The 21615-nt window shown below is 39.2% G+C and carries 21 protein-coding genes; 9 read left to right on the top strand and 12 right to left on the bottom strand.

Going from position 1 to position 21615, the window contains the following annotated elements:
• Window positions 1-16: 16 nt before the first annotated feature.
• Window positions 17-1129 carry a TolB family protein gene (locus tag BUF13_RS08325; protein ID WP_073571311.1) on the bottom strand — a complete coding sequence of 371 codons (1113 nt, stop codon included), beginning with the start codon at window positions 1127-1129 and terminating at the stop codon, window positions 17-19.
• A 72-nt stretch (window positions 1130-1201) separates the two neighbouring features.
• On the opposite strand from BUF13_RS08325, the gene BUF13_RS08320 reads away from it, so the two are divergent.
• Together BUF13_RS08320 and BUF13_RS08315 are read left to right on the top strand one after the other, a co-directional pair.
• Entirely contained in the window at window positions 1202-2440 is a 1239-nt protein-coding gene (locus BUF13_RS08320; RefSeq protein WP_073571721.1) for a M20/M25/M40 family metallo-hydrolase, read from the top strand.
• Between the two features lie 72 nt (window positions 2441-2512).
• Window positions 2513-3136 carry a CatB-related O-acetyltransferase gene (locus BUF13_RS08315; RefSeq protein ID WP_073571310.1) on the top strand — a complete coding sequence of 208 codons (624 nt, stop codon included), beginning with the start codon at window positions 2513-2515 and terminating at the stop codon, window positions 3134-3136.
• Here the strand turns inward: BUF13_RS08315 and BUF13_RS08310 are convergent, their stop codons facing one another.
• The gene (locus BUF13_RS08310; protein ID WP_073571309.1) at window positions 3137-3826 is read right to left on the bottom strand and encodes a LytR/AlgR family response regulator transcription factor; all 690 of its coding nucleotides are present in this window, start codon (window positions 3824-3826) and stop codon (window positions 3137-3139) included.
• Complete coding sequence (locus tag BUF13_RS08305) at window positions 3823-4914, bottom strand: sensor histidine kinase (protein ID WP_073571308.1); 1092 nt, start codon at window positions 4912-4914, stop codon at window positions 3823-3825. Before BUF13_RS08305 ends, BUF13_RS08310 begins: the two co-directional genes overlap by 4 nt.
• A 212-nt stretch (window positions 4915-5126) precedes the next feature.
• Here BUF13_RS08305 and BUF13_RS08300 point away from each other — a divergent pair, with 212 nt between their 5' ends.
• The 4 genes from BUF13_RS08300 to BUF13_RS08285 all read left to right on the top strand — a co-directional run bounded on the left by BUF13_RS08300 (window position 5127) and on the right by BUF13_RS08285 (window position 9724).
• The gene (locus tag BUF13_RS08300) at window positions 5127-5549 is read left to right on the top strand and encodes a hypothetical protein (protein WP_073571307.1); all 423 of its coding nucleotides are present in this window, start codon (window positions 5127-5129) and stop codon (window positions 5547-5549) included.
• 196 nt (window positions 5550-5745) lie between these two features.
• The gene (locus BUF13_RS08295; protein ID WP_243839715.1) at window positions 5746-6966 is read left to right on the top strand and encodes a glycoside hydrolase family 18 protein; all 1221 of its coding nucleotides are present in this window, start codon (window positions 5746-5748) and stop codon (window positions 6964-6966) included.
• Window positions 6967-7115: 149 nt separating this feature from the next.
• Window positions 7116-8138, top strand: a complete 1023-nt coding sequence (locus tag BUF13_RS08290; RefSeq protein ID WP_073571306.1) for a serine hydrolase domain-containing protein — start codon at window positions 7116-7118, stop codon at window positions 8136-8138.
• Between the two features lie 317 nt (window positions 8139-8455).
• The gene (locus tag BUF13_RS08285; RefSeq protein WP_134204381.1) at window positions 8456-9724 is read left to right on the top strand and encodes a porin family protein; all 1269 of its coding nucleotides are present in this window, start codon (window positions 8456-8458) and stop codon (window positions 9722-9724) included.
• An 8-nt stretch (window positions 9725-9732) separates the two neighbouring features.
• Here BUF13_RS08285 and BUF13_RS08280 read toward each other — a convergent pair whose 3' ends face one another.
• Together BUF13_RS08280 and BUF13_RS08275 are read right to left on the bottom strand one after the other, a co-directional pair.
• On the bottom strand, window positions 9733-11829 hold the full coding sequence (locus BUF13_RS08280) for a cytochrome c biogenesis protein CcdA (RefSeq protein WP_243839716.1): 2097 nt from the start codon (window positions 11827-11829) through the stop codon (window positions 9733-9735).
• A gap of 92 nt (window positions 11830-11921) precedes the next feature.
• Window positions 11922-13310, bottom strand: a complete 1389-nt coding sequence (locus BUF13_RS08275) for a dipeptidase (protein ID WP_073571304.1) — start codon at window positions 13308-13310, stop codon at window positions 11922-11924.
• Window positions 13311-13408: 98 nt separating this feature from the next.
• On the opposite strand from BUF13_RS08275, the gene BUF13_RS08270 reads away from it, so the two are divergent.
• Window positions 13409-14383, top strand: a complete 975-nt coding sequence (locus BUF13_RS08270) for an NADPH:quinone oxidoreductase family protein (RefSeq protein WP_073571718.1) — start codon at window positions 13409-13411, stop codon at window positions 14381-14383.
• Window positions 14384-14389: 6 nt separating this feature from the next.
• Here the strand turns inward: BUF13_RS08270 and BUF13_RS08265 are convergent, their stop codons facing one another.
• Entirely contained in the window at window positions 14390-14827 is a 438-nt protein-coding gene (locus BUF13_RS08265) for a MarR family winged helix-turn-helix transcriptional regulator (RefSeq protein WP_073571303.1), read from the bottom strand.
• A gap of 91 nt (window positions 14828-14918) precedes the next feature.
• Window positions 14919-16220: a Gfo/Idh/MocA family protein gene (locus BUF13_RS08260; RefSeq protein ID WP_073571717.1), complete on the bottom strand. Its 1302-nt coding sequence runs from the start codon at window positions 16218-16220 to the stop codon at window positions 14919-14921.
• Window positions 16221-16408: 188 nt separating this feature from the next.
• Here BUF13_RS08260 and BUF13_RS08255 point away from each other — a divergent pair, with 188 nt between their 5' ends.
• Window positions 16409-17341: a hydrogen peroxide-inducible genes activator gene (locus BUF13_RS08255; RefSeq protein ID WP_073571302.1), complete on the top strand. Its 933-nt coding sequence runs from the start codon at window positions 16409-16411 to the stop codon at window positions 17339-17341.
• Here BUF13_RS08255 and BUF13_RS08250 read toward each other — a convergent pair whose 3' ends face one another.
• The 5 genes from BUF13_RS08250 to BUF13_RS08230 all read right to left on the bottom strand — a co-directional run bounded on the left by BUF13_RS08250 (window position 17342) and on the right by BUF13_RS08230 (window position 20196).
• The gene (locus tag BUF13_RS08250) at window positions 17342-17842 is read right to left on the bottom strand and encodes a copper resistance protein NlpE (protein ID WP_134204383.1); all 501 of its coding nucleotides are present in this window, start codon (window positions 17840-17842) and stop codon (window positions 17342-17344) included.
• Between the two features lie 116 nt (window positions 17843-17958).
• A complete protein-coding gene (locus BUF13_RS08245) occupies window positions 17959-18570 on the bottom strand; it encodes a hypothetical protein (protein ID WP_073571301.1) in 612 nt (203 codons plus the stop codon).
• Between the two features lie 102 nt (window positions 18571-18672).
• The gene (locus BUF13_RS08240) at window positions 18673-19041 is read right to left on the bottom strand and encodes a VOC family protein (RefSeq protein WP_073571300.1); all 369 of its coding nucleotides are present in this window, start codon (window positions 19039-19041) and stop codon (window positions 18673-18675) included.
• On the bottom strand, window positions 19038-19490 hold the full coding sequence (locus tag BUF13_RS08235) for a DUF1569 domain-containing protein (RefSeq protein ID WP_073571715.1): 453 nt from the start codon (window positions 19488-19490) through the stop codon (window positions 19038-19040). The genes BUF13_RS08240 and BUF13_RS08235 overlap by 4 nt, the downstream gene beginning before the upstream one ends.
• Before the next feature lie 121 nt (window positions 19491-19611).
• Window positions 19612-20196 carry a TetR family transcriptional regulator gene (locus BUF13_RS08230; protein WP_073571299.1) on the bottom strand — a complete coding sequence of 195 codons (585 nt, stop codon included), beginning with the start codon at window positions 20194-20196 and terminating at the stop codon, window positions 19612-19614.
• Between the two features lie 173 nt (window positions 20197-20369).
• Here BUF13_RS08230 and BUF13_RS08225 point away from each other — a divergent pair, with 173 nt between their 5' ends.
• A complete protein-coding gene (locus BUF13_RS08225; RefSeq protein ID WP_073571298.1) occupies window positions 20370-21266 on the top strand; it encodes a metallophosphoesterase family protein in 897 nt (298 codons plus the stop codon).
• Window positions 21267-21615: the final 349 nt, after the last annotated feature.

The raw sequence follows: 21615 nt of genomic DNA, 5'->3' as shown, positions 1-21615 counted from the left end.
AAGAGTTGATTTTCAATTAATCTCCGATCCATTCGGCGACAAATAGATTGGTGTCTCGGGTTCCACCATTGTTTCGGTTGGAGGAGAAAACCAAATATTTACCATTATTGGAGAAAACTGGGAAGGCATCGAAAGTGTCGTTTTCTGTGATTCTAACCAAACCCGTTCCATCCAAATTGATCATATATAGGTTGAAAGGAAAGCCTCTTTCAGTATGGTGGTTGGAAGCGAAAATGATTTTATCTCCTGATGGATGGAAGAATGGAGCCCAGTTTGCCTGACCCAAATCAGTGATTTTTTGGATATCAGATCCATCTGCATTGGCAACGTAAAGCTCCATTTCTGTTGGTTTTACCAATCCTTCGGCAAGCAACTCTTTGTATTCGGCAATCTCCTCTTCGGTTTGAGGTCTAGATGCTCTCCAGATTAGTTTGTTTCCATCAGGGGAGAAAAATGCACCACCGTCATAACCCAAATCTGAAGTGATTTGCTTGATGTCTGAGCCATCAATATTCATCGTGTAAAGTTCCAAATCCCCCGTTCTCATAGAAGTGAAGACAATTTTGTCACCTTTTGGAGAAACAGTCGCTTCTCCGTCATAACCCGGATCGTCAGTCAGCTGGCTGATGATATTTCCATCCAAGTCTGCTGTGAATATGTCATAGCTATCATAAATCGGCCAAACGTATTTTCCATCGGTTCGCCTTTCTGGTACAGGTGGGCAAGCATCTCCTCCCAAATGGGTAGAAGCATAGACAATGGTTTCATTACCTGGTAGGAAATAAGAACAGGTCGTTCTTCCTAAGCCAGTTGAAAGTCTTTGAGGTGCGTTGTTTTTCAGGTCGTCAGTTTGCCAATTGGTATAAAAAATTTGATCGCACTCATTTCCCCACTCGGCATAATCGGATTGGAATACCAATTTACTATCATCAAATGACCAATAGGCCTCGGCATTATTTCCTCCAAAAGTCAATTGCTTGACGTTTTTCAGAAATTTCATCTCGTTTTCTGAAAGAAGTAGAGAATCTAAAGCTGTGTGGGTGGAAGTGGTGATTTCTTCAGTAGTTTCTACTGCTTTTGGTCCACAGGCAAATGCCAATGCTACCAAGGCCAGTAATTTTATTCTCATGAGTAATTCGAGTTTAAATTATTGCAGGCCGAAGATACCAATTATTATCTTTGGTCTAAACCAAAGAAAGATATGAAAATCCACCACCTCTATTTTTCTGCCATTCTGTTATTGGCAGCAGTTTCATGTAATAAAGCTCCTTCTGACACGAGTCTTTTAGCCGACCTCAAAACGGATGTGTATTTCCTAGCCTCCGATAATTTGGAAGGAAGATCTATAGGAACAGATGGTGAGGAAAAAGCAGCTAAATATTTGGCAGAAAGATTTCAAAAAATCGGTTTGACTCCGAAAGGCACAGATGGTTTTTTCCAGGAATTTACTGTTTCCAAACCGACCAATCCACATGAGGAAGCGGTGATCGGAACAGATGGTGAAGGAGTAACTGGTAGAAATGTGGTCGGTTATATTGATAATGTCTCCGATGAAATCATTGTGATTGGAGCTCATTTTGATCACTTGGGCATGGGAGGTTCCGGCTCTTTGCATAGAGGAGATTCTGCAATTCATAATGGTGCGGATGACAATGCTTCTGGAACTGCAGCTTTGGTTGCTTTGGCAGAGATTCTGAATTCTGAAGAGCATCCTTATGACTTTCTTTTCATTGCTTTCTCTGGTGAGGAAAATGGACTTTGGGGCTCTAATTACTTCGTAAAAAATCCGACCATCGACCTTGAGAAGGTGGATTATATGATCAATATGGACATGGTAGGTCGATTGAATGAGGAAAATACCTTGGCGATCAATGGCGTAGGAACTAGTCCAAGTTTTGTTCCCGCATTGGATTTGGTCAATTCTGACAGTTTGAAATTGGTGACTTCTGAATCTGGAGTTGGGCCTTCCGACCATACTTCTTTTTATCTACAGGATTTACCTGTACTTCATTTCTTCACCGGTCAGCATGAGGATTATCACAAGCCAAGTGATGATGCCTTTAAAATCAATTATGAAGGTCTTTTGAAGGTGGTTCGATACATCGATCGATTGGTGGATCAATTGGATTCTGAGTCAAAATTGGCCTTTACTAAAACCAAAGACGATTCAGGGGATTCTCCTCGTTTCACAGTTTCTCTTGGGGTAGTTCCAGATTATCTTTTTGATGGTAAAGGGATGAGAATCGATGGTGTTTCCGAAGATAAGCCCGCAAAATTGGCCGGCTTGGAAAAAGGAGATGTAGTGGTTCAACTGGGGGATTCAACCATCTATGATATGATGAGCTATATGAGAGCATTGAGCGCCTTCCAAAAAGGTGATGAAGCGCAGGTTGCCTATGAGCGTGATGGGAAGCTCATAGAAACGAAAATCAAATTTTAAATACGAAAAAGGTCTTTAGTCTAAACTGAAGACCTTTTTTTATCTTACTAGTTTCAATTTTTAGAAAGAAATATGATAGGACCAGACCCGAACAAGAAATTTCCTCTCGAGCATTACGATCGGCTTTGCTTTTTGAAAAACATCATCACCAATCCAAATATTATTGTCGGGGATTTCACCTACTATGATGATTTTGAAAATGTAGAAAACTTCGAAAAGAACGTCAAGTATCATTTTGACTTCATTGGAGACAAACTCATCATCGGAAAGTTTTGCATGATTGCTTCTGATGTCAAATTTATCATGAATGGAGCTAATCATTTAACTCAGGCTGTGTCTACCTACCCCTTTGCGATTTTTGGAAATGGTTGGGAAAAAGCTATGGAAGGAAAGACCTATCCACAAAAAGGAGACTTGGAAATTGGGAATGATGTCTGGATAGGATTCAATGCTACAATCATGGGTGGAGTGAAGATTGGCGACGGATCAATTATCGCCTCAAATTCCACTGTTGTCAAAGATGTCGCTCCCTATTCTATAGTAGGTGGGAATCCTGCACAGGAGATCAAAAAGCGATTTTCTGATGATAAAATCAAAAAGCTTTTGGATTTGAGATGGTGGGATTGGGATATCGAAAAAATCACTCGGAATGTCCAAAATCTTACAGATTCAGATTTTGACAAAATGGAACTTTAATTATTCAAATTCTGAAAGTTTTTCTAATACTTCCTTTTTAAAGGATCTACTGATCGTCAAGGCTTTTCCTCCGATTTCCAAGTATTCGTTGGTGTAGGAATCAATTTTTGAAATATTTCCAATATAGGATCGGTGAAAGCGGATAAACTGTTTTTCTGGGAGCTTCTTTTCAAAATTACTGATACTTTCTCTTACAATTGAGACCCTGTCTGGAAGATGAATTTTTATATAATCAGCATAACTTTCAACGAATAGGATTTCTTGAATCCCGATTTTCTCCATTTTCCTATCCTGACGAACGAAAATAAAGTCTGGCCTTTCGGCAATTGGATTTGAAATGCTTTTTGATTCTCGGAATTTGTTCACTGCCTTTAGAAAGCGCTCGAAAGGTATCGGTTTCAACAAGTAATCAGTTGCTTCCAGATTGAAGCCTTCTACAGCGAATTCTCGATATGCTGTCGTAAAAATGACCTGAACATCTTTGGGCAGGATCTTGGCCAAGGCTATCCCATCAATCCCCGGCATATTGATATCTAAAAAGACTAAATCAATTTGATTTTTTTGAACCTCACTGAAAGCATCATGGGCATTACTGCAAACTCCAGTGAGATTAAGGAAATCCACTTTGGATACAAATTCCTTTAAAATATCCTGAGCGATGGGTTCGTCATCTACGATTAGGCAATTCATACAGAAACAGGATTTGGAGTAAAGGATTCAAGTTTGAGAATGACCTCAAAGAAATCAGCGGATTTATTGATGATGAACTGATGCTTTTTTGGGTAAAGGAGTTTAAGTCTTTTGGCGATATTTTGAAGACCTATTCCAGATGATTCCAAGTTGACTTTTGCCTGGGATTCATCCATTTTATTTTTGGAGCGGAACTCAATTTGATCGTTTTGTACTTCTATTTTTAATACCAGAAATGGGTCTTTTTCGTCGAATTTCCCGTGTTTGAAACAATTTTCGACCAATGGGAGGAAGAGCATCGGAGCGATCATCAAATGATCCGTTTTCTCAGGGAAATCGGTTTTTACCTTAATTCTGGATCCATGTCTCATCTTTTCCAAAGCCAAATAATCTTCCAAATGCGCTATTTCTTCGGCCAATGGAACCATGCTTTTTTTGGTTTGGTATAGGATGTAATCCAGCAGGTTAGATAGCTTCAAAATCAGTTCTGGGGTCTGACTACTTTTTGCAATGGCAGATCCATAAATCGTATTCAGAGTATTGAAAAGAAAGTGCGGATGGATCTGCATCTTCAGATAGGAAAGTTCCTCCTGCTTCAATTGCAGTTGCCCATTGATTAAAGTGTATTGAAGTTCCTGATTTCGAATTTGGGTTTTGATATTTTCCTGATAGGCAGCAAATACGGAGGTCATTAAGACCACGATGTAGACCGCGATAATGATCAAATATAGGTTTTTGGTCAATAGGAATTCTCCTCCCAAAAGATCCAGCGTATTGATAAAAAGCACCCCATAAAAGGAAGAAAGTCCGATGAGAAATATGGAGATTACCAGAGAATAAATGGTGTAAAGTGCGAAAAGTCCGTACCTCTGTTTAAATAAGTACTCTGGGATCAGATGAAAGCTAAAGACATTGACCATTCCCATAGTGACTGGTAGCAAAAAGAATCCAAACGTAAAGGCGGGGCCCAAATTGGAGAGGGTGATACCGAAGTAAAAAGCAAAAAACAAAAGAGAACCAGCAGCAATACCAATTTGCTTTCCTAGTTCTTTGCCCACTTGTTTAAATACGAACTTTCGATTCTTCATTGAATGGGACAAGGTCTTTGAAAAATTCCTTTTTCCAAAAAAATTGCGATAGATGACTGTTTTAGCAGGACTGATTGCATTCAGAAGGCTCTCTTTCCCAATTTTCGGATAAATTTGGTAGAAACTAATCCCACAAAGGTCATTGGTCGCATTAATTAATATGGGCTTTTGGATATGGGTACTATTGTCCCATCAACAAAACAACAAATCAAATGAACGTACTTTCTATTAGCTGGAGCTTGGTTTTGGGATTTAATATAATCGACCGATTCCAAGATGGAGGCACACTCGGAATGACCTTAGTCCTACTGTGTCTATTAGTTGCAATTTTTTTTTCATTCAAAGCATTTACTGGCTTAGCAGGGCCTGAGGCAGAATTTTCGAAGAACAAAAAGTTGATTCAACATGCGGCTTTACTTGGATTGGTGATCTCCTTTATGAATTCGCTTTTGGCATTGATAGGAGCATTTGATGCGATAGAAGCAGCTGGAGATATTGCTCCGGATGTCTTGGCGGGAGGTTTAAAAATCACTTTACTATCTCCCTTATTTGGTCTTCTAGTTTTTGTTATAGGACATATCTCCAGTTTTGTGTTGACCTGGATGAGAAAGGCCGAACTAGAGACTGATCAATAAATACTTATGGTCTAAACCAACTAAATGCCTTCTGCGCTTGCAGAGGGCTTTTTTTGTTATAAAGTCAAAAGAATAAGAAGCTTCCATTTATTGAAGAATTGAATAAAATATTGGGTTTCACAGTTTAAATGAAAAAAATAACTGAAGCATTCGTAACTTCATCGAAAATATATACCAAGTTTAAACCAACCTACCTGTGAACTTAACCAAAATTAATTGCTCCATATTGGCATTGGCTATGCTGGTTTTGGGCTGTTCTCCTCAGGCAACAGAGGAAACAAAAGAAACACCTTCAAGTGAAGTGAAAAACCCTAATCCCGTGATCATGGCCTATTACGTGCCCGAGCGAGATTATAAACCTGAATCTATCCCTGTAGAGGAATTGACCCATATTATTTTTTCTTTCACTAATGTGATCGATGGGGAAATGAAATTCAGAAATCCAGAAGCTGCCGGCCCTAAATTGGAAGCTTTGGTGAAGCAAAAAGAACGGAATCCTGAATTGAAAGTGATGATTGCTTGTGGAGGCTGGGGAGCAGATGGCTTTTCTGATATGGCTTTGACAGAGGAAAGTAGAGCCAAATTCATTCAAAGTGCGCATGATTTCATCCAGAAATATCAGCTAGATGGCATGGACATGGATTGGGAATATCCAGGAATCTCCGGTGCTGGAACTATGGCTCGCGAAGAAGATACCCAGAATTTCACCGCATTGATGAAAGGTTTGAGAGAGATGCTGGACACCTTTGATTCGCCAAAAGTCTTGACTTTTGCATCGGCAGGTTGGAAAAAATATTACGATCATATTGAGACTTTGGAGGTAATGAAATATGCGGATTACACCAATGTAATGACCTATGATCAGGTTTCCGGGGTATCAATTTATACAGGTCATCATACTCCGTTGGGAGACATGAAAAGTTCAGATGTGGAAGGCACTCCATTCGGTGCTCATATGGATAGCTTGTATCAAAGTGGTGAGAACTTAGATGCAGATCCTCGTTCCGCTCAGAAAATCGTGGACTTTTTGATTGCAGAAGGTGTGGATCCAATGCAGATAGTGATCGGTGGCGCATTTTATGGTAGAGTATGGAAAGGTGTTCCTCCTACCAACAATGGTTTGTACCAGCTAAGTAGTGGTTTGCATATTGGTTGGATGGCTTACCACAGCATCCGTGATCAATATGAGCCAGATTCTAAATTCAAAAGATATTGGGATGACAAAGCGCAAGCTCCTTACATGTACAATGCTCAGGATAGTCTATTGGTTTCTTATGATGACACCGTTTCGGTGGCTTTGAAAACCAAGTATGCCATGGAAAAAGGCATCGGAGGGATCATGTTCTGGGAATTGGGCAATGACACCAAGGAAGAAGGCTCTTTGTTAGATGCGATTTACAAAGCAGCCCACGAATAATATTAGACAGACCTTTGAGGTTTTAAAACCTCGAAGGTCTTTTCTTTTTTTTAGGGTAAGGATTTTAAAATACCCGTTCTCCAACTTTTTTACTGTGGGGGCGTACTTGAAAAAGATAAAAACTTGATGCTCAATTTTTTTCTCTTTTAATGAAAAACAAAAAACGGATTTTCCAGATCATTTTACTGACAAGTACAGCGATTTCCTTGTTCTATGTCCCGTGGTCTATTGTTTGGGCTTGGCTTCCTCCTGTTCCAAATACGATTGAGGAGCAATTGGAAGATGGATTAGGTTATGGCTTTGAAGGAATTATTGTTTACGTCGATCAGAAAGGCAAAGAACCCCAGTATTATGCCGCTGGATGGCATGATCGGGATAAAAAGATTCCTGCTGATCCAAAGGCTTATTTCAAAATCGCCAGTGTAGGAAAGCTGTATCATGCAGTGGCTATTTCGAAGCTGGTTTCTGAGAACAAGCTTTCTTTGGATGGGACATTGGCTGAATATTTTCCAGAACTGAAGGATAGAATCGAATATGCCGATCAAATCACACTTCGAATGATGGTTCAGCATAGAAGTGGGATCCCCAATTATACCAATTACCCTAACTATTGGGCGAATCCACCTCAATCAGTTGAAGCTATCTTGGATTTGGTTTTGGACGAGCCTGCTTCATTCGCGCCAGATCAAGGCTATGAGTATTCCAATACCAACTATTTGCTGATTTCCGAATTGATTGAAAAGGTTAGCGGAAATAAGGTTGAGTATTTCAAAACCAGAATTTTTGAGCCTTTAGGGCTTAAAAATACTTACCTATCGATGGACGAGATCGATATGGATAGGCTGATGAGTGGTTATTATGTGGGAGTTGATCGAGACTTGAAAACAGATAATGTTGGGGGAATCATTGCTACAGCGGAGGATGTGGGGATATTCCTGAGAGCATTGAATGACGGGTCATTATTTGAAAATGGCGAGCAAGAAATTTATTCTTCCATCTATGTTTTCAATCATACAGGGTTGATTCCTGGCTATCAAACCATCGCCGAATACCATCCAGAACTGGATGCAGTAGTTATCCAGTTTACGAATACCGTGAATTTTGATGGATACAACTGGAATCTTTCTGAGGTTCTTTACAATCGTGTGGTGAAGATATTGGGGAGAGGGTAATGTTTGGGAAGATATAATCACTTCCTTATTCCTTTTGATAAAAGTCAATAAAGTGTAATGTGTTAAAGTTTTCAATTTTTGAATTATCTGATAAAAGAAATATTAAAATCTTAATTATTAGTTCTAAATATTTGATATTTAGTCATTTCTGTAATGGATGATATTTTATGATTAAATAAATGGTTAAAAGCGCAATTTCTTTTGCCTCAAAACAATCAAAATAGTGAATGCTTTGAGTCAAATTATTCCTTTTATTAGCGCTCCCTTTTCTTCAGAAGATGAAGGGAAGAATAATTCTAGATTCACGCTTTTTCACTATGAAAGAAACCATTTCCTTTAGAAAAATTGGATTACTTGTTTTATCACTTTTAATTTTTCAGAGTTCATTTTCTCAAGAAAATTATCTTCCAGGTTATGTTATAAAAACCGATGCCGATACACTATCAGGGTTTATAGATTATCGGAATTGGGAGAAAAATCCAGATAAAATAAACTTTGTTACTCAATTGGGAGAAAACCCAAGTGTTTTCACCTTCCATGACATTTCGGAGTTTAAAGTAGGAGGTGAAATTTATGTGAGTGGAATCGTTGATATCGAAGTTTCTCCAATTCAAATAGAACACCTTTCAGAATCTGCACAAATTCAATTGGGTAGGGACACGACTTTTTTACAAACATTGGTGAAAGGTCCCAAAAGCCTATACTATTATAGACACCCCCTTGGAAGAGATTACTTTTATATTGATGGCGAATCTGGCTATGAACTATTGCTATACAAGAAGTATGAAAAAAAAAATGATGGCAATCCTAAAATCATAGAGAGTAAAAAGTATGCAGGTCAATTGACGCTTTATTTAAATGATTGTGAATCTATTCGGGATAGGTTGACGAGGGTGTCATATAAAAAGAAATCTCTTTCCGATCTTTTTCAGGCTTATTATAAGTGCACCGGATCGGAACTGACTTTTGAAAAAGAGATTGAAAAGGGACATACTGAATGGGGAATTTTTACTGGCGTAGACTACACTTCAGTGGACTTCCAAGGCAATGGATTTCTTTATTTGACTCAAGGTAATTTTAATACTTCAATCTATCCAACAGCAGGATTGTTTTTGAATTTTGTGCTACCAAGAAATCAAGGAAAGCTATCTGTTCAAAGTGAACTTCAATTCTCTTCCTATAGTGTTGAGGGGACTTATGATGAATATATTAGCGAAAACCAATATTCTTCATTTGAGTCAAAAATTTCTAATTCCTACCTTAAATTAAATATCCTTTTAAAATATAAATTCCCTGTAGGCTCTAGCTTTTTATTTGTAAATGGAGGTGCTTCAAATGGGTTTGTTGTTTCTCAAACAAACCTCAGAAGAGAAGATAAAACTTTTTACCAGGACCATAAAATCAATGAAGGTCCAGCAATAGAAGATCCTAGAAAATACGAACAGAGTTTTATTCTTGGTGCAGGAGTTATGAAAAATAGATTTTCTTTCGAAGGTCGATTCGAAAGAGGAAATGGAATGTCCAAATGGGTTTCTCTCGGACATTTAGCCAATAGATACTATTTCTTAATTGGATATAGACTGTAATTAAAAATCTACTTCCTCTTTCCAAACTCACCCTTCGCCCCATCCAAAAAGTCGATAAAAGCTTGGATATCGGTGTCGTAAGCTCGCGGTGAAGCCAATAATTCACCATTGTGATCTAAGATCACATAATAAGGCTGGGCATTGTTTTCAAACTCGGTGATCTGGAAATCTGCATTTTGCTTACCTAAGGTCTTTTTGACTTTTCCGTCATAGTCGGAAGTGAACCATTCGCTTTCTGGAAGCTCTGTTCTTTCGTCAATGTATAGGGCAACCATCACGAAGTCTTCTTTCAGTCTTTTCAGTACCTCAGGGTCCACCCAGACATTTTCCTCCATCTTACGACAGTTGACACAGCCGTGTCCAGTAAAGTCAATCAAAAGTGGCTTATTAGCTTTTTTGGCGGCACGCATCGCCTGATCATAATCGAAGTATCCTTTGATCCCGTGAGGAATCTCCAAGATGTCCCCATACTTCACAGGTTCATCCAGAATATAGGCCCCATCCACCTCAGAACTACTTTCACCCAATTTGAAATTCTGGGTAGTCAATGGGGGCAGGTAGCCACTTAGATACTTTAATGGAGCTCCCCAAAGGCCTGGAATCATATAGACCACAAACATAAAAGTGATCAGTGCTAAAAGAAGTCTTGGTACACCAATGCTTTCCATTTTGGAATCATGAGGGAGTCGGATTTTTCCAAGGAGATAAAGTCCCAAGGCTGAGAAAATCACAATCCAAATAACAAGGAAGATATCCCTATCCAAAATGCCCCAATGATAGACTAAGTCTGCGATAGATAAGAATTTGAAAGCTAAAGCCAACTCCAGGAATCCTAAAACCACCTTAACTGAGTTCAACCATCCTCCAGATTTTGGAAGTCTATTCATCCACTCAGGGAAGATGGCAAATAGGGTAAACGGAATCGCAAAGGCTAAAGAGAAAGAGAACATCCCTAAAATAGGCTTGAGAAGTTCACCTCCTGCAGAGGAAATCAAAATGGAACCTACAATCGGTCCGGTACAAGAAAAGGATACCAAAACCAGTGTGAAAGCCATAAAGAAGATCCCCATCAAGCCGCCTTTTTCTGCTTTTGCATCCACTTTGTTTACAAAAGAGGAAGGCAAATTGATCTCGAATAAGCCTAAGAATGCAAGGGCAAAGAAGATAAAGATCCCAAAGAAGAACAGATTTGGAACCCAGTGTGTGGCCAGCCAGTTGGCGAATTCAGGTCCTTGGATTGCCGCCACAGCAGTGCCTGCAACAGTATATATTGCAATGATTGAGAATCCATAGATAAATGCATTTCTGATACCGCTTGCTTTCGATGAAGCCCTTCCGGTGAAAAAGCTCACGGTCATCGGAATCATAGGAAATACGCATGGAGTCAATAGTGCGGCCAATCCTGCCAAAAATGCCAAAACCATAAATCCCAATAAGCTTGACTCTTCTGGACTGGTCAGTTCAAATTTGGTAGGTTCCGAAGAGGCTCCGGCAGCGTTATTTTCTGAAACCTGAGAAGTAGAATCAATTTCAGTTGTTTCCTCTGTGTCAACACTTGTAAAAGGACTTTCTTGATCGTCCTCCTGAATTGATGCCTCTGGCTCTTGACTTTCAATTTTTGGAGATTCTACAACTTTTTCAGCTGGAGCAGATACATTTGGCTGAGCTTTAAAATCCACCAAAATATCCTCTTCGTAATTGATGCATTGTCCCGTCAGGTCAGTACACATTTGGTACTCCAAAGTTCCTTTGAGTTGTCCAGAAGTAGATTTGAGAATTAGCTTTTGTTGGAAAACGCCCTTTTTCATGAAATAAGTGATGTCACCTTCCCAGGTATCATCATATTTCGTTTTAGCGCCAACTTCATTGAGTCTTCCCTCGATTTGATACTGATCAGAGAGATCCAGTTTCAACTCAGTCAATAAAGGCCCCAAATCTGGATCAAAGCTTGTTCCATACACATACCAGCCGGCAGGGATGTCCGCTTCAAAAATCAAAATCACTTCCTCGCCCACGGTTGGATTTGCAGGTTCTATTCTGCTGGTCCAAACTGGAGGTTTAATGATTTGGGAAAAAGCGGAAAAGCTCACCAGTAGCAAAAGCATACTGAAAAAGCCGAATTTTTGAATGGATTTGAAGCTCATAAACTCATAGGGAATTAAATCACAACGGATTTAACTGGACGAATGGTTCTGTATTATTGGTCACTTAAGGCTTTGAAATGACGGAAGAAGGCTGCAATGGTTTCGATACCCATGAAGTAATTTTGAACGCCATAATGCTCATTTGGTGAGTGTAGTGCATCTGTATCCAATCCAAATCCATACAAAATAGGATCTGAGCCTAATTCTTTTTGGAACAAAGCAACAATAGGAATTGATCCACCTTCACGAGTAGGGATTGGCTTTTTGCCGAAAGTTTCTTCCATTGCCGCTTCAGCTGCTTTGTATCCAACTGACGTGTCGGAAACTACCGCAGGAGAACCACCATGATGGCTTTTCACTTTCACTTTTACACCCGCAGGAGCGATAGATTTGAAATGATCTTCAAACAATTGTGCGATTTCATGCCAATCCTGATCAGGAACCAATCTCATGGAGATTTTTGCATAAGCTTTGGAAGGAAGTACAGTTTTGGCACCTTCTCCGATGTATCCACCCCAAATTCCGTTGACATCCAAAGTTGGACGGATTCCAACACGCTCGATGGTGGTATATCCTTTTTCACCGAAAACAGTGTCTACATCTAGTTTCTCCTCATATTCCTTCAAGTCAAATGGAGCTTCATTCAATCGACCTCTTTGCTCAGCTGTCAATTCCTGAACTTTGTCGTAGAAACCAGGGATCGTGATATGTTCATTCTCATCTTTAAGAGAGGCAATCATCTTGCAAAGGATATTGATCGGATTGGCAACAGCGCCCCCGTAAGTTCCTGAGTGGAGGTCACGATTTGGTCCTGTTACTTCGACTTCCATATAGGCCATGCCTCTTAAACCAACTGTGATAGATGGATCTTTCATTGAAATCATATGCGTATCTGAAATCAAAATCACATCCGATTTCAGCTTCTCTTTATTCTTGATGACAAATTTGTCCAAGTTGTCAGAACCTACTTCCTCTTCCCCTTCGATCATGAACTTCACATTGCAAGGAAGTTCGCCAGATGCCATCATCGCTTCAAATGCCTTCACATGCATGTAAAATTGCCCCTTATCATCGGCAGATCCACGAGCGAAAATTGCTCCTTCAGGGTGGATTTTGGTTTTCTTGATGACAGGTTCAAAAGGAGGAGAATCCCATAATTCGTAAGGATCTGCTGGCTGCACATCATAGTGCCCATAGACCAAAACTGTAGGAAGACTTGGGTCTACGATTTTTTCTCCATAAACAATCGGATAGCCTGCCGTTTGGCAGATTTCTGCAACATCAGCTCCTGCTTTGATCAAGCTTTCTTTGACAAAATCTGCAGCTTTGAACACATCATCTTTGAATTTTGGATCTGCACTGACAGAAGGGATTTTCAAAAGATCGATCAGTTCGTTTAGGAATCTATCTTTGTTGGATTGGATAAAATCGTTTACAGCCATGGGTTTGTATTCTATTTGTTTAAAGGCCTCAAAATTATCGCTTTCGATAGGAAATGCCTACTTTCAAGCCACTTTTCTCCGACTCAAATAAAATCTCTATGAAAGCCCTGATTTGTGAAAAATTCGGAATGCCAGAAACTCTCCAAGTTGGGGAAATACCTGATCCAATTCCGGGCCCTAATCAAGTTCTAGTTCAAGTAGAGGCTTGTGGTGTCAATTTTCCAGATACGTTGATCATCCAAAACAAATATCAGTTCAAACCAGAATTGCCTTTTTCTCCAGGAGGGGAATTGGTTGGGAAAGTAATCGAATGTGGAAAAGATGTCTCCAGCTTTCAGGTTGGCGATTATGTTTTGGGACTAAGCGGATGGGGAGGAATGGCCGAAAAGGCCTTAGTGGATGAAGACCGAATTTTTGCTTTGCCTAAAGGAATTCCGGCAGAGGTAGCAGCATCCACTTTGTATACTTATGCGACTTCATTTTATGCTTTGAAGGATAGAGGAAGACTGGAAAAGGAAGAAATTTTATTGGTTTTGGGAGCTGGTGGAGGGATTGGCTTGGCCGCAGTGGAGTTGGCGAAACTGATGGGAGCCAAAGTCATAGCAGCGGCTTCTTCTGTGGATAAGTTGGAAGCCGCAAAGGCTAAGGGTGCTGATTTGACAATAAATTATTCCGAGGAGGATCTGAAAGCCCGTGTCAAAGAATTAACAGGTGGAAAAGGTGTGGATATGGTTTTAGACCCAGTTGGAGGTTTTTACACTGAACTGGCTTTGAGAGGAATGGCTTGGGGAGGAAGGTATTTGATTGTTGGTTTTACTCAAGGAGAAATCCCAAAGATTCCTATGAATTTACCTTTGCTGAAAGGTTGTTCCATCTTGGGTGTTTTTTGGGGTGATTTTTCCAGAAAGGAAGCAGATAAAAACCGTGAGAATTTAAATCAATTAATGAATTGGATTTCCGAAGGGAAAATTCAAAAACCAATAGTTTCGAAGTATTCCTTGGAAGATGCTCCTAAAGCAATACGTGCCATGATGGATAGGAAGTTAGTAGGGAAAGTGGTTGTGGTGATTTGATTCCCTTTATTTTTCTTCTTCCTGGAAGTTTTTGATTTTTCCCTGGAGCAATTCCATCGCTGTGATAAAGGTGCCCACTTCAATATTGTCTTCGCCTCCAAAATCAATTTCTAGGCGATGTAAGGCAGCGTTGATTTTGGATTGAAGGGTTTTTCCAGGATAGGTAAGTTCCACTTTCACTTTGCGCTCATCCTCTTCGCTTCGGATTCTTTTCACATAGTTATGAGCCTCTAGTTTTTTGATTAAAGGAGTCAAAGTACCTGAGTCCAAGGCTAATTTTTGTCCGATTTGGTTGACGTATTGCCCGTCTTCCTCCCAAAGAACTGCCAAGGTAAGGTACTGTGGATAAGTGATTTCAAATTCATTCAGCCGAGACTGAATAGCCTGAATTAAAAGCCTTGAATTGGTATAAAGTAAAAGGGAGAGTTCTCTAAGGTTTGCCATGGAATCTAAATTTGACTCAATTTAATTTGAATCCATGGAAATAGAAAACTCTCCCCGATTAATCTCTCTTTATAAAATCAGCTATTACTGACTAAGTGAGCGATATTCCGTGTTGATAAACGTAATGCAATTTGGTATTTGCCTCATAATCGTCACCAAAGTTTTGTGCGATAGGATTCCATTTTAGAGGTCTTCCCAATTGATGGGCGATATTACCTAAGGTACAAGTGGAACAGGAGCTATGCCCGATTTCTACTGGGACCATCGGGTCTTTTCTTCGGTTGATAGATTCTACAAAATCTATGTAGTGCTGATCATAATTGAAGTTCTCTGGCTTGTCTTCCAATGCAAGTTCTGGGATTGAAGTGTCATAATTGCCTCTAGAAACCTTAATCCATCCTTTTTCACCAATAAACTTCACTCCCTGTCTACCTTCATCAAATGGAGTAATCCAAAGCTCAAGTCCATTAGCATATTTATAAATCAAGGGCTTGTCTCCAGCTGGCGGTAGGATTTCAACAGGTCCATTTCTATCCATTCCCATCCCCCATTGGGCTACATCAATCATATGAGCTCCCCAATCGGTCATCAGTCCGCCACCGGTTTCTTCATACCATCTCCAAGCACCCCAATACTTTTCGTTTTCCTCAGGATTTAGAGAAATCGGCGGATCCAATTCAGGATTGTATGAAATATTTGGAAGAGGCCCAGTCCACATTTCCCAATTCAATCCAGCAGGGACCGTTTCTTTAGGAAGATCGTATGGTTTTGGAAATGGGTTTTCTCCAACATGAGCTAAAACCTGCTTCAACTTACCCAGTTTCCCTTTTTGTACATGTGCCACAGCAGTTTGAAAATTGACAGCAGATCTTTGCATGCTTCCCACAGCCAAGACAATCGAATTCTCCCGCACTGCTTTTACCAATTCTTGTCCTTCAACAATGGTAAAAGTCAATGGTTTTTCAAGATAAATATCCTTCTTGGCCTTGCAGGCATCTATGGCGATTTTGGCATGCCAATGATCTGGAGTTGCAATCACTACCGCATCTATATTTGGATTGGCCAATAGGTCTTGATAATCCTCATAAACTTTGATTTCTGGAGCTGCAGTCCCTCGATCAGCGTAATTCTTTTTTACTCTTTGGATGAATCTTTCTCGCTTCACTTCATAGACATCGGCAGCTGCCAGAACTTCAATTTCCGGTAATGCCATAAAGCGATTAAGTAGGCCCATTGCTTGTCTGCCGACTCCGATAAACCCTAGGTTGATACTGGAGTCTGATGCTTTTTTGGCTGAAGAAGCAAATGAAAACTGAGGAGTTAATCCTAAACCGGCTCCAGTAAGCAGGCTGGTACCGATAAATTTTCTCCTTGAAAAATTAGATTTTGACATGTTTGATAGGGTTTTGGGTTTGATTGTTTTTGGTCTATCCAAAAACATAAAATACTGGAAATCTTTAGGAAAGCGAAGCTGAAAGGGATGATGAACCGAAAAAAATGGATGAATTGACCAAAAGCAAAAAGAATTTGGCTGTTGAACCTATTCAGCTTTTTCTAAATTAGCATCGAAACCCCTTAGAAATGACAATCCAGCAACTTGAATATCTAATAGCAGTAGATAAGTACCGACATTTTGGACAGGCAGCAGAATCATGCTTTGTAACCCAGCCAACCTTAAGTGCTCAATTGAGCAAATTGGAGCGTGAGTTGGGTGTGATCTTGTTTGATCGGAGTAAAATGCCTGTGATTCCTACTGAGATTGGAGTTCAGATCATTGCTCAGGCCAAAAAGGTTGTCTCTGAAAGCAAGGGGATTTTGGAATTGGTCGCCCAACTAAAAGGAGATATCTCCGGAACCATCAAATTGGGAATCATTCCGACGCTCGCTCCTTACTTATTGCATAGGTTTGTTAGGAGATTTTTGGAAAAGTATCCAAATGTCAAATTGGAAGTTCAGGAAATGGTCACCGAAGAAGTGGTGAGAAGACTTAAAAATGATGAGTTGGACTTGGGGATAATAGTTACCCCTGTGGCTGAGCCAGGGATTGTGGAAAAGCCGATGTTTTACGAAAAGTTTTACGTTTACCTTTCCAAAAATCATCCTCTTTTGGCTCAAAAGGAAGTCCGTGTTGAACAAATCAAATCAGATGAATTGTGGATCATGCAGCAGGGACATTGTTTTCGGGATCAAGTGATCAACTTCTGTGACCAAACCAATAGTGGCCATCAAAACTTCCACTACGAAAGCGGCTCCTTGGAAGGCTTGAAAAATATGGTAAATCGATATCAGGGTTTGACATTGCTACCTGAGCTTGCTACTGATGAGCTTTCTGATGAGGAGAAAACAAGACTGAGACCTTTCGAAGGGGAATCCCCGACAAGAGAGGTGAGTATTATTTTGAATCGCAGCTATTTAAAGCAAAAACTGGTAGAGTTGCTTTTCAATGAAATCACCGAATCTATTCCTCAAGAGATGACTTCAAAAGCTCACGGAAAAATCGTTCGATTTAAATAATCAGAACTGTTTCTTCAAAATATAGCGGTCAGCCAAATCTCCTGTGATTCGGTTGCCGTCCATATCCAGATGCCATAATTGGTTCTCTCCTACTTTGTATTTACCGGGGATCCCATTGACTCCTTGAAGTGTAATAATGGAGCCGGTCTCATCCCAAGTGAATTTGCCTAAAAACTCATGCTCAAGGGCATCATTTAGCCCAAAGTAATGGGTGGTATAATGATATGTTCCGTCTGTGTTGAGGGTGATTTTTGTCTCGATTCCTTCGCAGCTGGCACAAGGAAGGTTTCCCAAATAAGTACCGTTCCAATCCAAAGATGTTCTGGAATTGTCTCCCATGGACATGGGGATTTCAATCGTTTCAGGGAATTCATCCAAGGTTTCCTCCACTGGCTCTTGAATGACTTCAATAGCCTCTTCCTCATTTAATTCTGTTTTCTTTTCGGCACAAGAAAATGCAAATAAGGAAATAAGAAAAAGTAGGGACAGGTACTGCTTCATGATAGCTTTTATTCTGAGGAATAAACTTATGAAACCTTTGAACAAAGGAAAAATAGAGTCCAATAAAAAAGCACCCCAATGGAAATAGGGGTGCAAGTCCTTGAATGTGAGGGTAACTATTCGCTTTTCAACTTTCTTTGGATATCGTTAGATATATAACCAACAACAACTATTGTTGATATATTTTTTTCCTTCAATAACTCCGCATATTCTGTATCCAATTGAGCTTGAACTTTCTTGCCCATGTGCTCATAAAATTCTGCTCTTTTAATGTAGTTGGGAGCGAAATATGGATTCTCGTCAATTGCTATATTTAGCTTTTCTAATTCCTTGTTTTCATTTTCGGGTGTGTTTGGGACATAAAATCCCGTTCTATTAGATTCAGAAAGTTTAAACTCAACACTTACCAATACCTCTTTGCCGAAAAATTCAGGTTCGATAAATTTAGAAATCCCTTCTGCCTCCATTTTTTCAATTGAAAGATAAACTTCTTGAGCAAGGTCTTCATTTCCTCCTACCAGCTCGGGCTGATTTTTCAATTCTCCTTTTTCATTGATGTTCAATGAAACAGTCACCGGCCCTTGGATTCTTTCATGCCTTAATTCACTGCCATACTTCAAGTTTTTAGCTAAGAATTGGTTGAATTCTCTCATCGGACTTGATTCCTGTGCGAACGTGGAAAAGGCCATAGAAAAAGTAAAAAGTGTAATTGCAAGTAGTTTTTTCATGGTTATGGAGTTTAGTGTCTTAAAAATTAGGCATTTAATATCATAAATCCTGAGGTTTTAGGAAATATAACTAAACCAATTGGTTTTGTATATAACTGAAAATTAAGGTGTAAACTGGCCAATATGCCAAAGAACACCAGCAGGATCATGGATGAAAAACTCATTACCCCAGGTATCTTTTCTAATAGGGGAAACCTTTACTCCGGGGAATTTTTCAGGTAAGTCCAAGCTTATGATTTTCTCTAGATAAGCTTCCAAATCCTCTACTTCCAAGAAAACCATGCTGTTTTCGCACCATGATTTTACGTAGTAATCCTGAAGATAAAAACCAATTTCAGGGCTTATAGAGACATAGGCAAAGCCTTTTCCATGATGATTGAGTTGGAATTCCAAAGTCTCATAAAACCTGCAACTTTCCTCAAAGTTTTTGGCTCCAATAAATGTCCGTATGGATTTTCCAGGTTGGATCATACTCCAAACTGGGTCAGATGATGATCGAGGTGTTTATAAAAGAGATTGTTCCACTCCAATGCCGTCATAGGACCAAAGGAAAGGGATTCTTTTCCTTCAAAATGATCATAGCCTAAGTGCTGTGTATGATTGAGATAAGAGATCAACTGATCTTTTTCTTTTTCAAAATCTCTATGATCTGAAATGATAAAAGCGGGTGCCGTTCTGGAATTTTTAGGATATGGTTTTTCATTCACTACTCCATTTTTGACAAAGGCTTTTAGCATGAATCGCATGAAACCATTTGGCTTGGGGTGTTTATTTGTGAATGCCATCTCATAAGCTACAGAACAATGAGCCAACATTTGATCCACGCTCATTTTACCCCATTGAGGTTGGGTTTCAGGTGTAAGAGCATTAATTCTGGTGATTAGCTCTTTTGTTACTTCAGGTTCAAAAATGTTTTTCATTTCGTTTGTACTGGGTTTGATGGACTTATCGGAAAAGTTTCTCAAAAGATAGGGCTTCAGAGAAGAAAAATCTGATGCCTCAAAGTACAAAAAATTAACTAGATGATTGGTAGACGGGATGCTAAGGTTGAAGAAGTTGGTAAACCTGATTTTTAAAAATTATGACCTTTGCTTCATACTCTTCCTGATCTTCAACCATAGAAAGGTAATAATAAGCTCCCTCCACGATTACGAAAATCTGCTCTGACAACAGAGCGGTATTTTTTTCTTTTAAATTTTCATCTTGATCTAAGATTTCCTTCAGGTCCTCTCTAAGCTTGACGTGAAGATTTCGGAATTCTCTCTTGATGGTTTCATTTCTAAAAATCAAACTGAAACAGCTATAAAATACGCCATCATCAATCAGCAAATTCCAGTCTCTAGAAAACAAACGATTCACGAAAGTTTCGGGGTCGGTATAGTTCTGAGTTCTTAACTCCTTGATGATAGGAGTGTATATTTTTAGAATCCTCTTGAGAATGAAAGAAATTAAATTGGATATCAGAATGTTTCGGGTCGGGAAATAATGCATGATCAAGCTTGGTGGCATCCCTAAGTGTTTCCCGATTTTGGCTATCGAGGTGTTTTCGATCCCATTGATTTTTGCTAGCTCATAAAAGCCCTCAATTATTTCTCTTTTCCTATCAGTGGAAACTTTGCTGCTCATGTTAAATATATAATAAAACTAAGTTAATCAACTTTCTATTTAATCTATGTTCTTTTGTTTAAAAAAATACAATACATAATATTGAATGGTCATTCAACAAAAATGTTTCAGTTTTTGTTGTTTTCCTGCACTAAAATATTGAAAACCAGAATCTAGAATCGAAAATATCCAGAATGAAGAGAAGAAGTTTCTTAACTAAATCGGCCTTGCTTTCTGCAGGAGTTGCAGTATCAAATAGTATTCCCGCAGAGGCTGAAGAGAAGGCCAAGAAATCATATTTGACAGTGGCGCATATTACCGACGTGCATATTAGGCCGGAAGACGATATTCCAAATAGAGCTTTGGCTTGGCTCAAATTAGTGAAAAAACATAAGCCGGATTTTTACCTAAATGGTGGAGATAGTATTCATGATGCGTCATATGATGGAGTCACGAAAGAAAGAATGCTAGAGCAATGGAAAGCTTGGGATTTGTTTCGTGAAGAAATAAAGGAAGATGATGTTTACAGCTGTATTGGAAATCATGATCCTTGGTGGGATGTACCAAACAAAGATGAGGAGCCTATGTATGGAAAGCCTTATGTGGTAGAAAGGTTAGGGATACCTTCTGAATATTACAGTTTTGACAAGGGGAATTGGCACTTTATCATTTTGGATGGGAATCATGAAGGGATAAGCTTGGGAGATGAGCAAATGGCATGGCTGGAAAAGGATTTGGAAAGTATTCCAGCAGGAACTCCAACTTTGATCATGTCTCATTTTCCAATTACTTCAATTACCAACGCTTTGGTTGGAGGACAACATAAGGATCACAAGGAATTGAAGAAATTATTCTACAAGCATAAAGACAAAGTCAGAGTTTGTCTAAGTGGTCATCAGCATCTATTGGATAGAACTTGGTACAATGATGTTCATTACTTCTGTAACGGTTCTCTAAGTGGATTTTGGTGGGGTGAAGGTGATGGGGAGTCTGCAGGTAAGCAATATTACCTAGAAACACCTCCAGGTTATGCGATCCTCAAACTTCATGAAGATGGGAAAGTGGAAAATGACTATTTCCCATTAATGTAAAAGCGATTTTTTTGAGAATCATGGAAAGCAGCCAGATAGGCTGCTTTTTTCTTTTTGGCTACAAATTCAATGTTAAGTCATCTTCCAAATTTCCTTCTATAGATAGGTGGTAAGGCATTTTTTAATGGGGATAACTCCTAATTCAGGCAAGTTATTATCGAGCTTTTTCTTCTGTGTAAAATTTCCTTTATCAGTATTAATTATTCGTTAAGATATTAAGAAATGAAATTAAATTCCTTTGATAAGTAATTTACAATATTTAATATTGAATGAATATTCAATAAACTCAATTCTTAAAATGGTGTAAACTGTTTGGTTTTGGAATAAAAAATTGGACAAGGAATCAAAT

Source organism: Algoriphagus zhangzhouensis (genome assembly GCF_900148515.1).
GTDB classification, from domain to species: Bacteria; Bacteroidota; Bacteroidia; order Cytophagales; family Cyclobacteriaceae; genus Algoriphagus; species Algoriphagus zhangzhouensis.
This window is presented reverse-complemented; position numbering and strand designations above follow the sequence as displayed.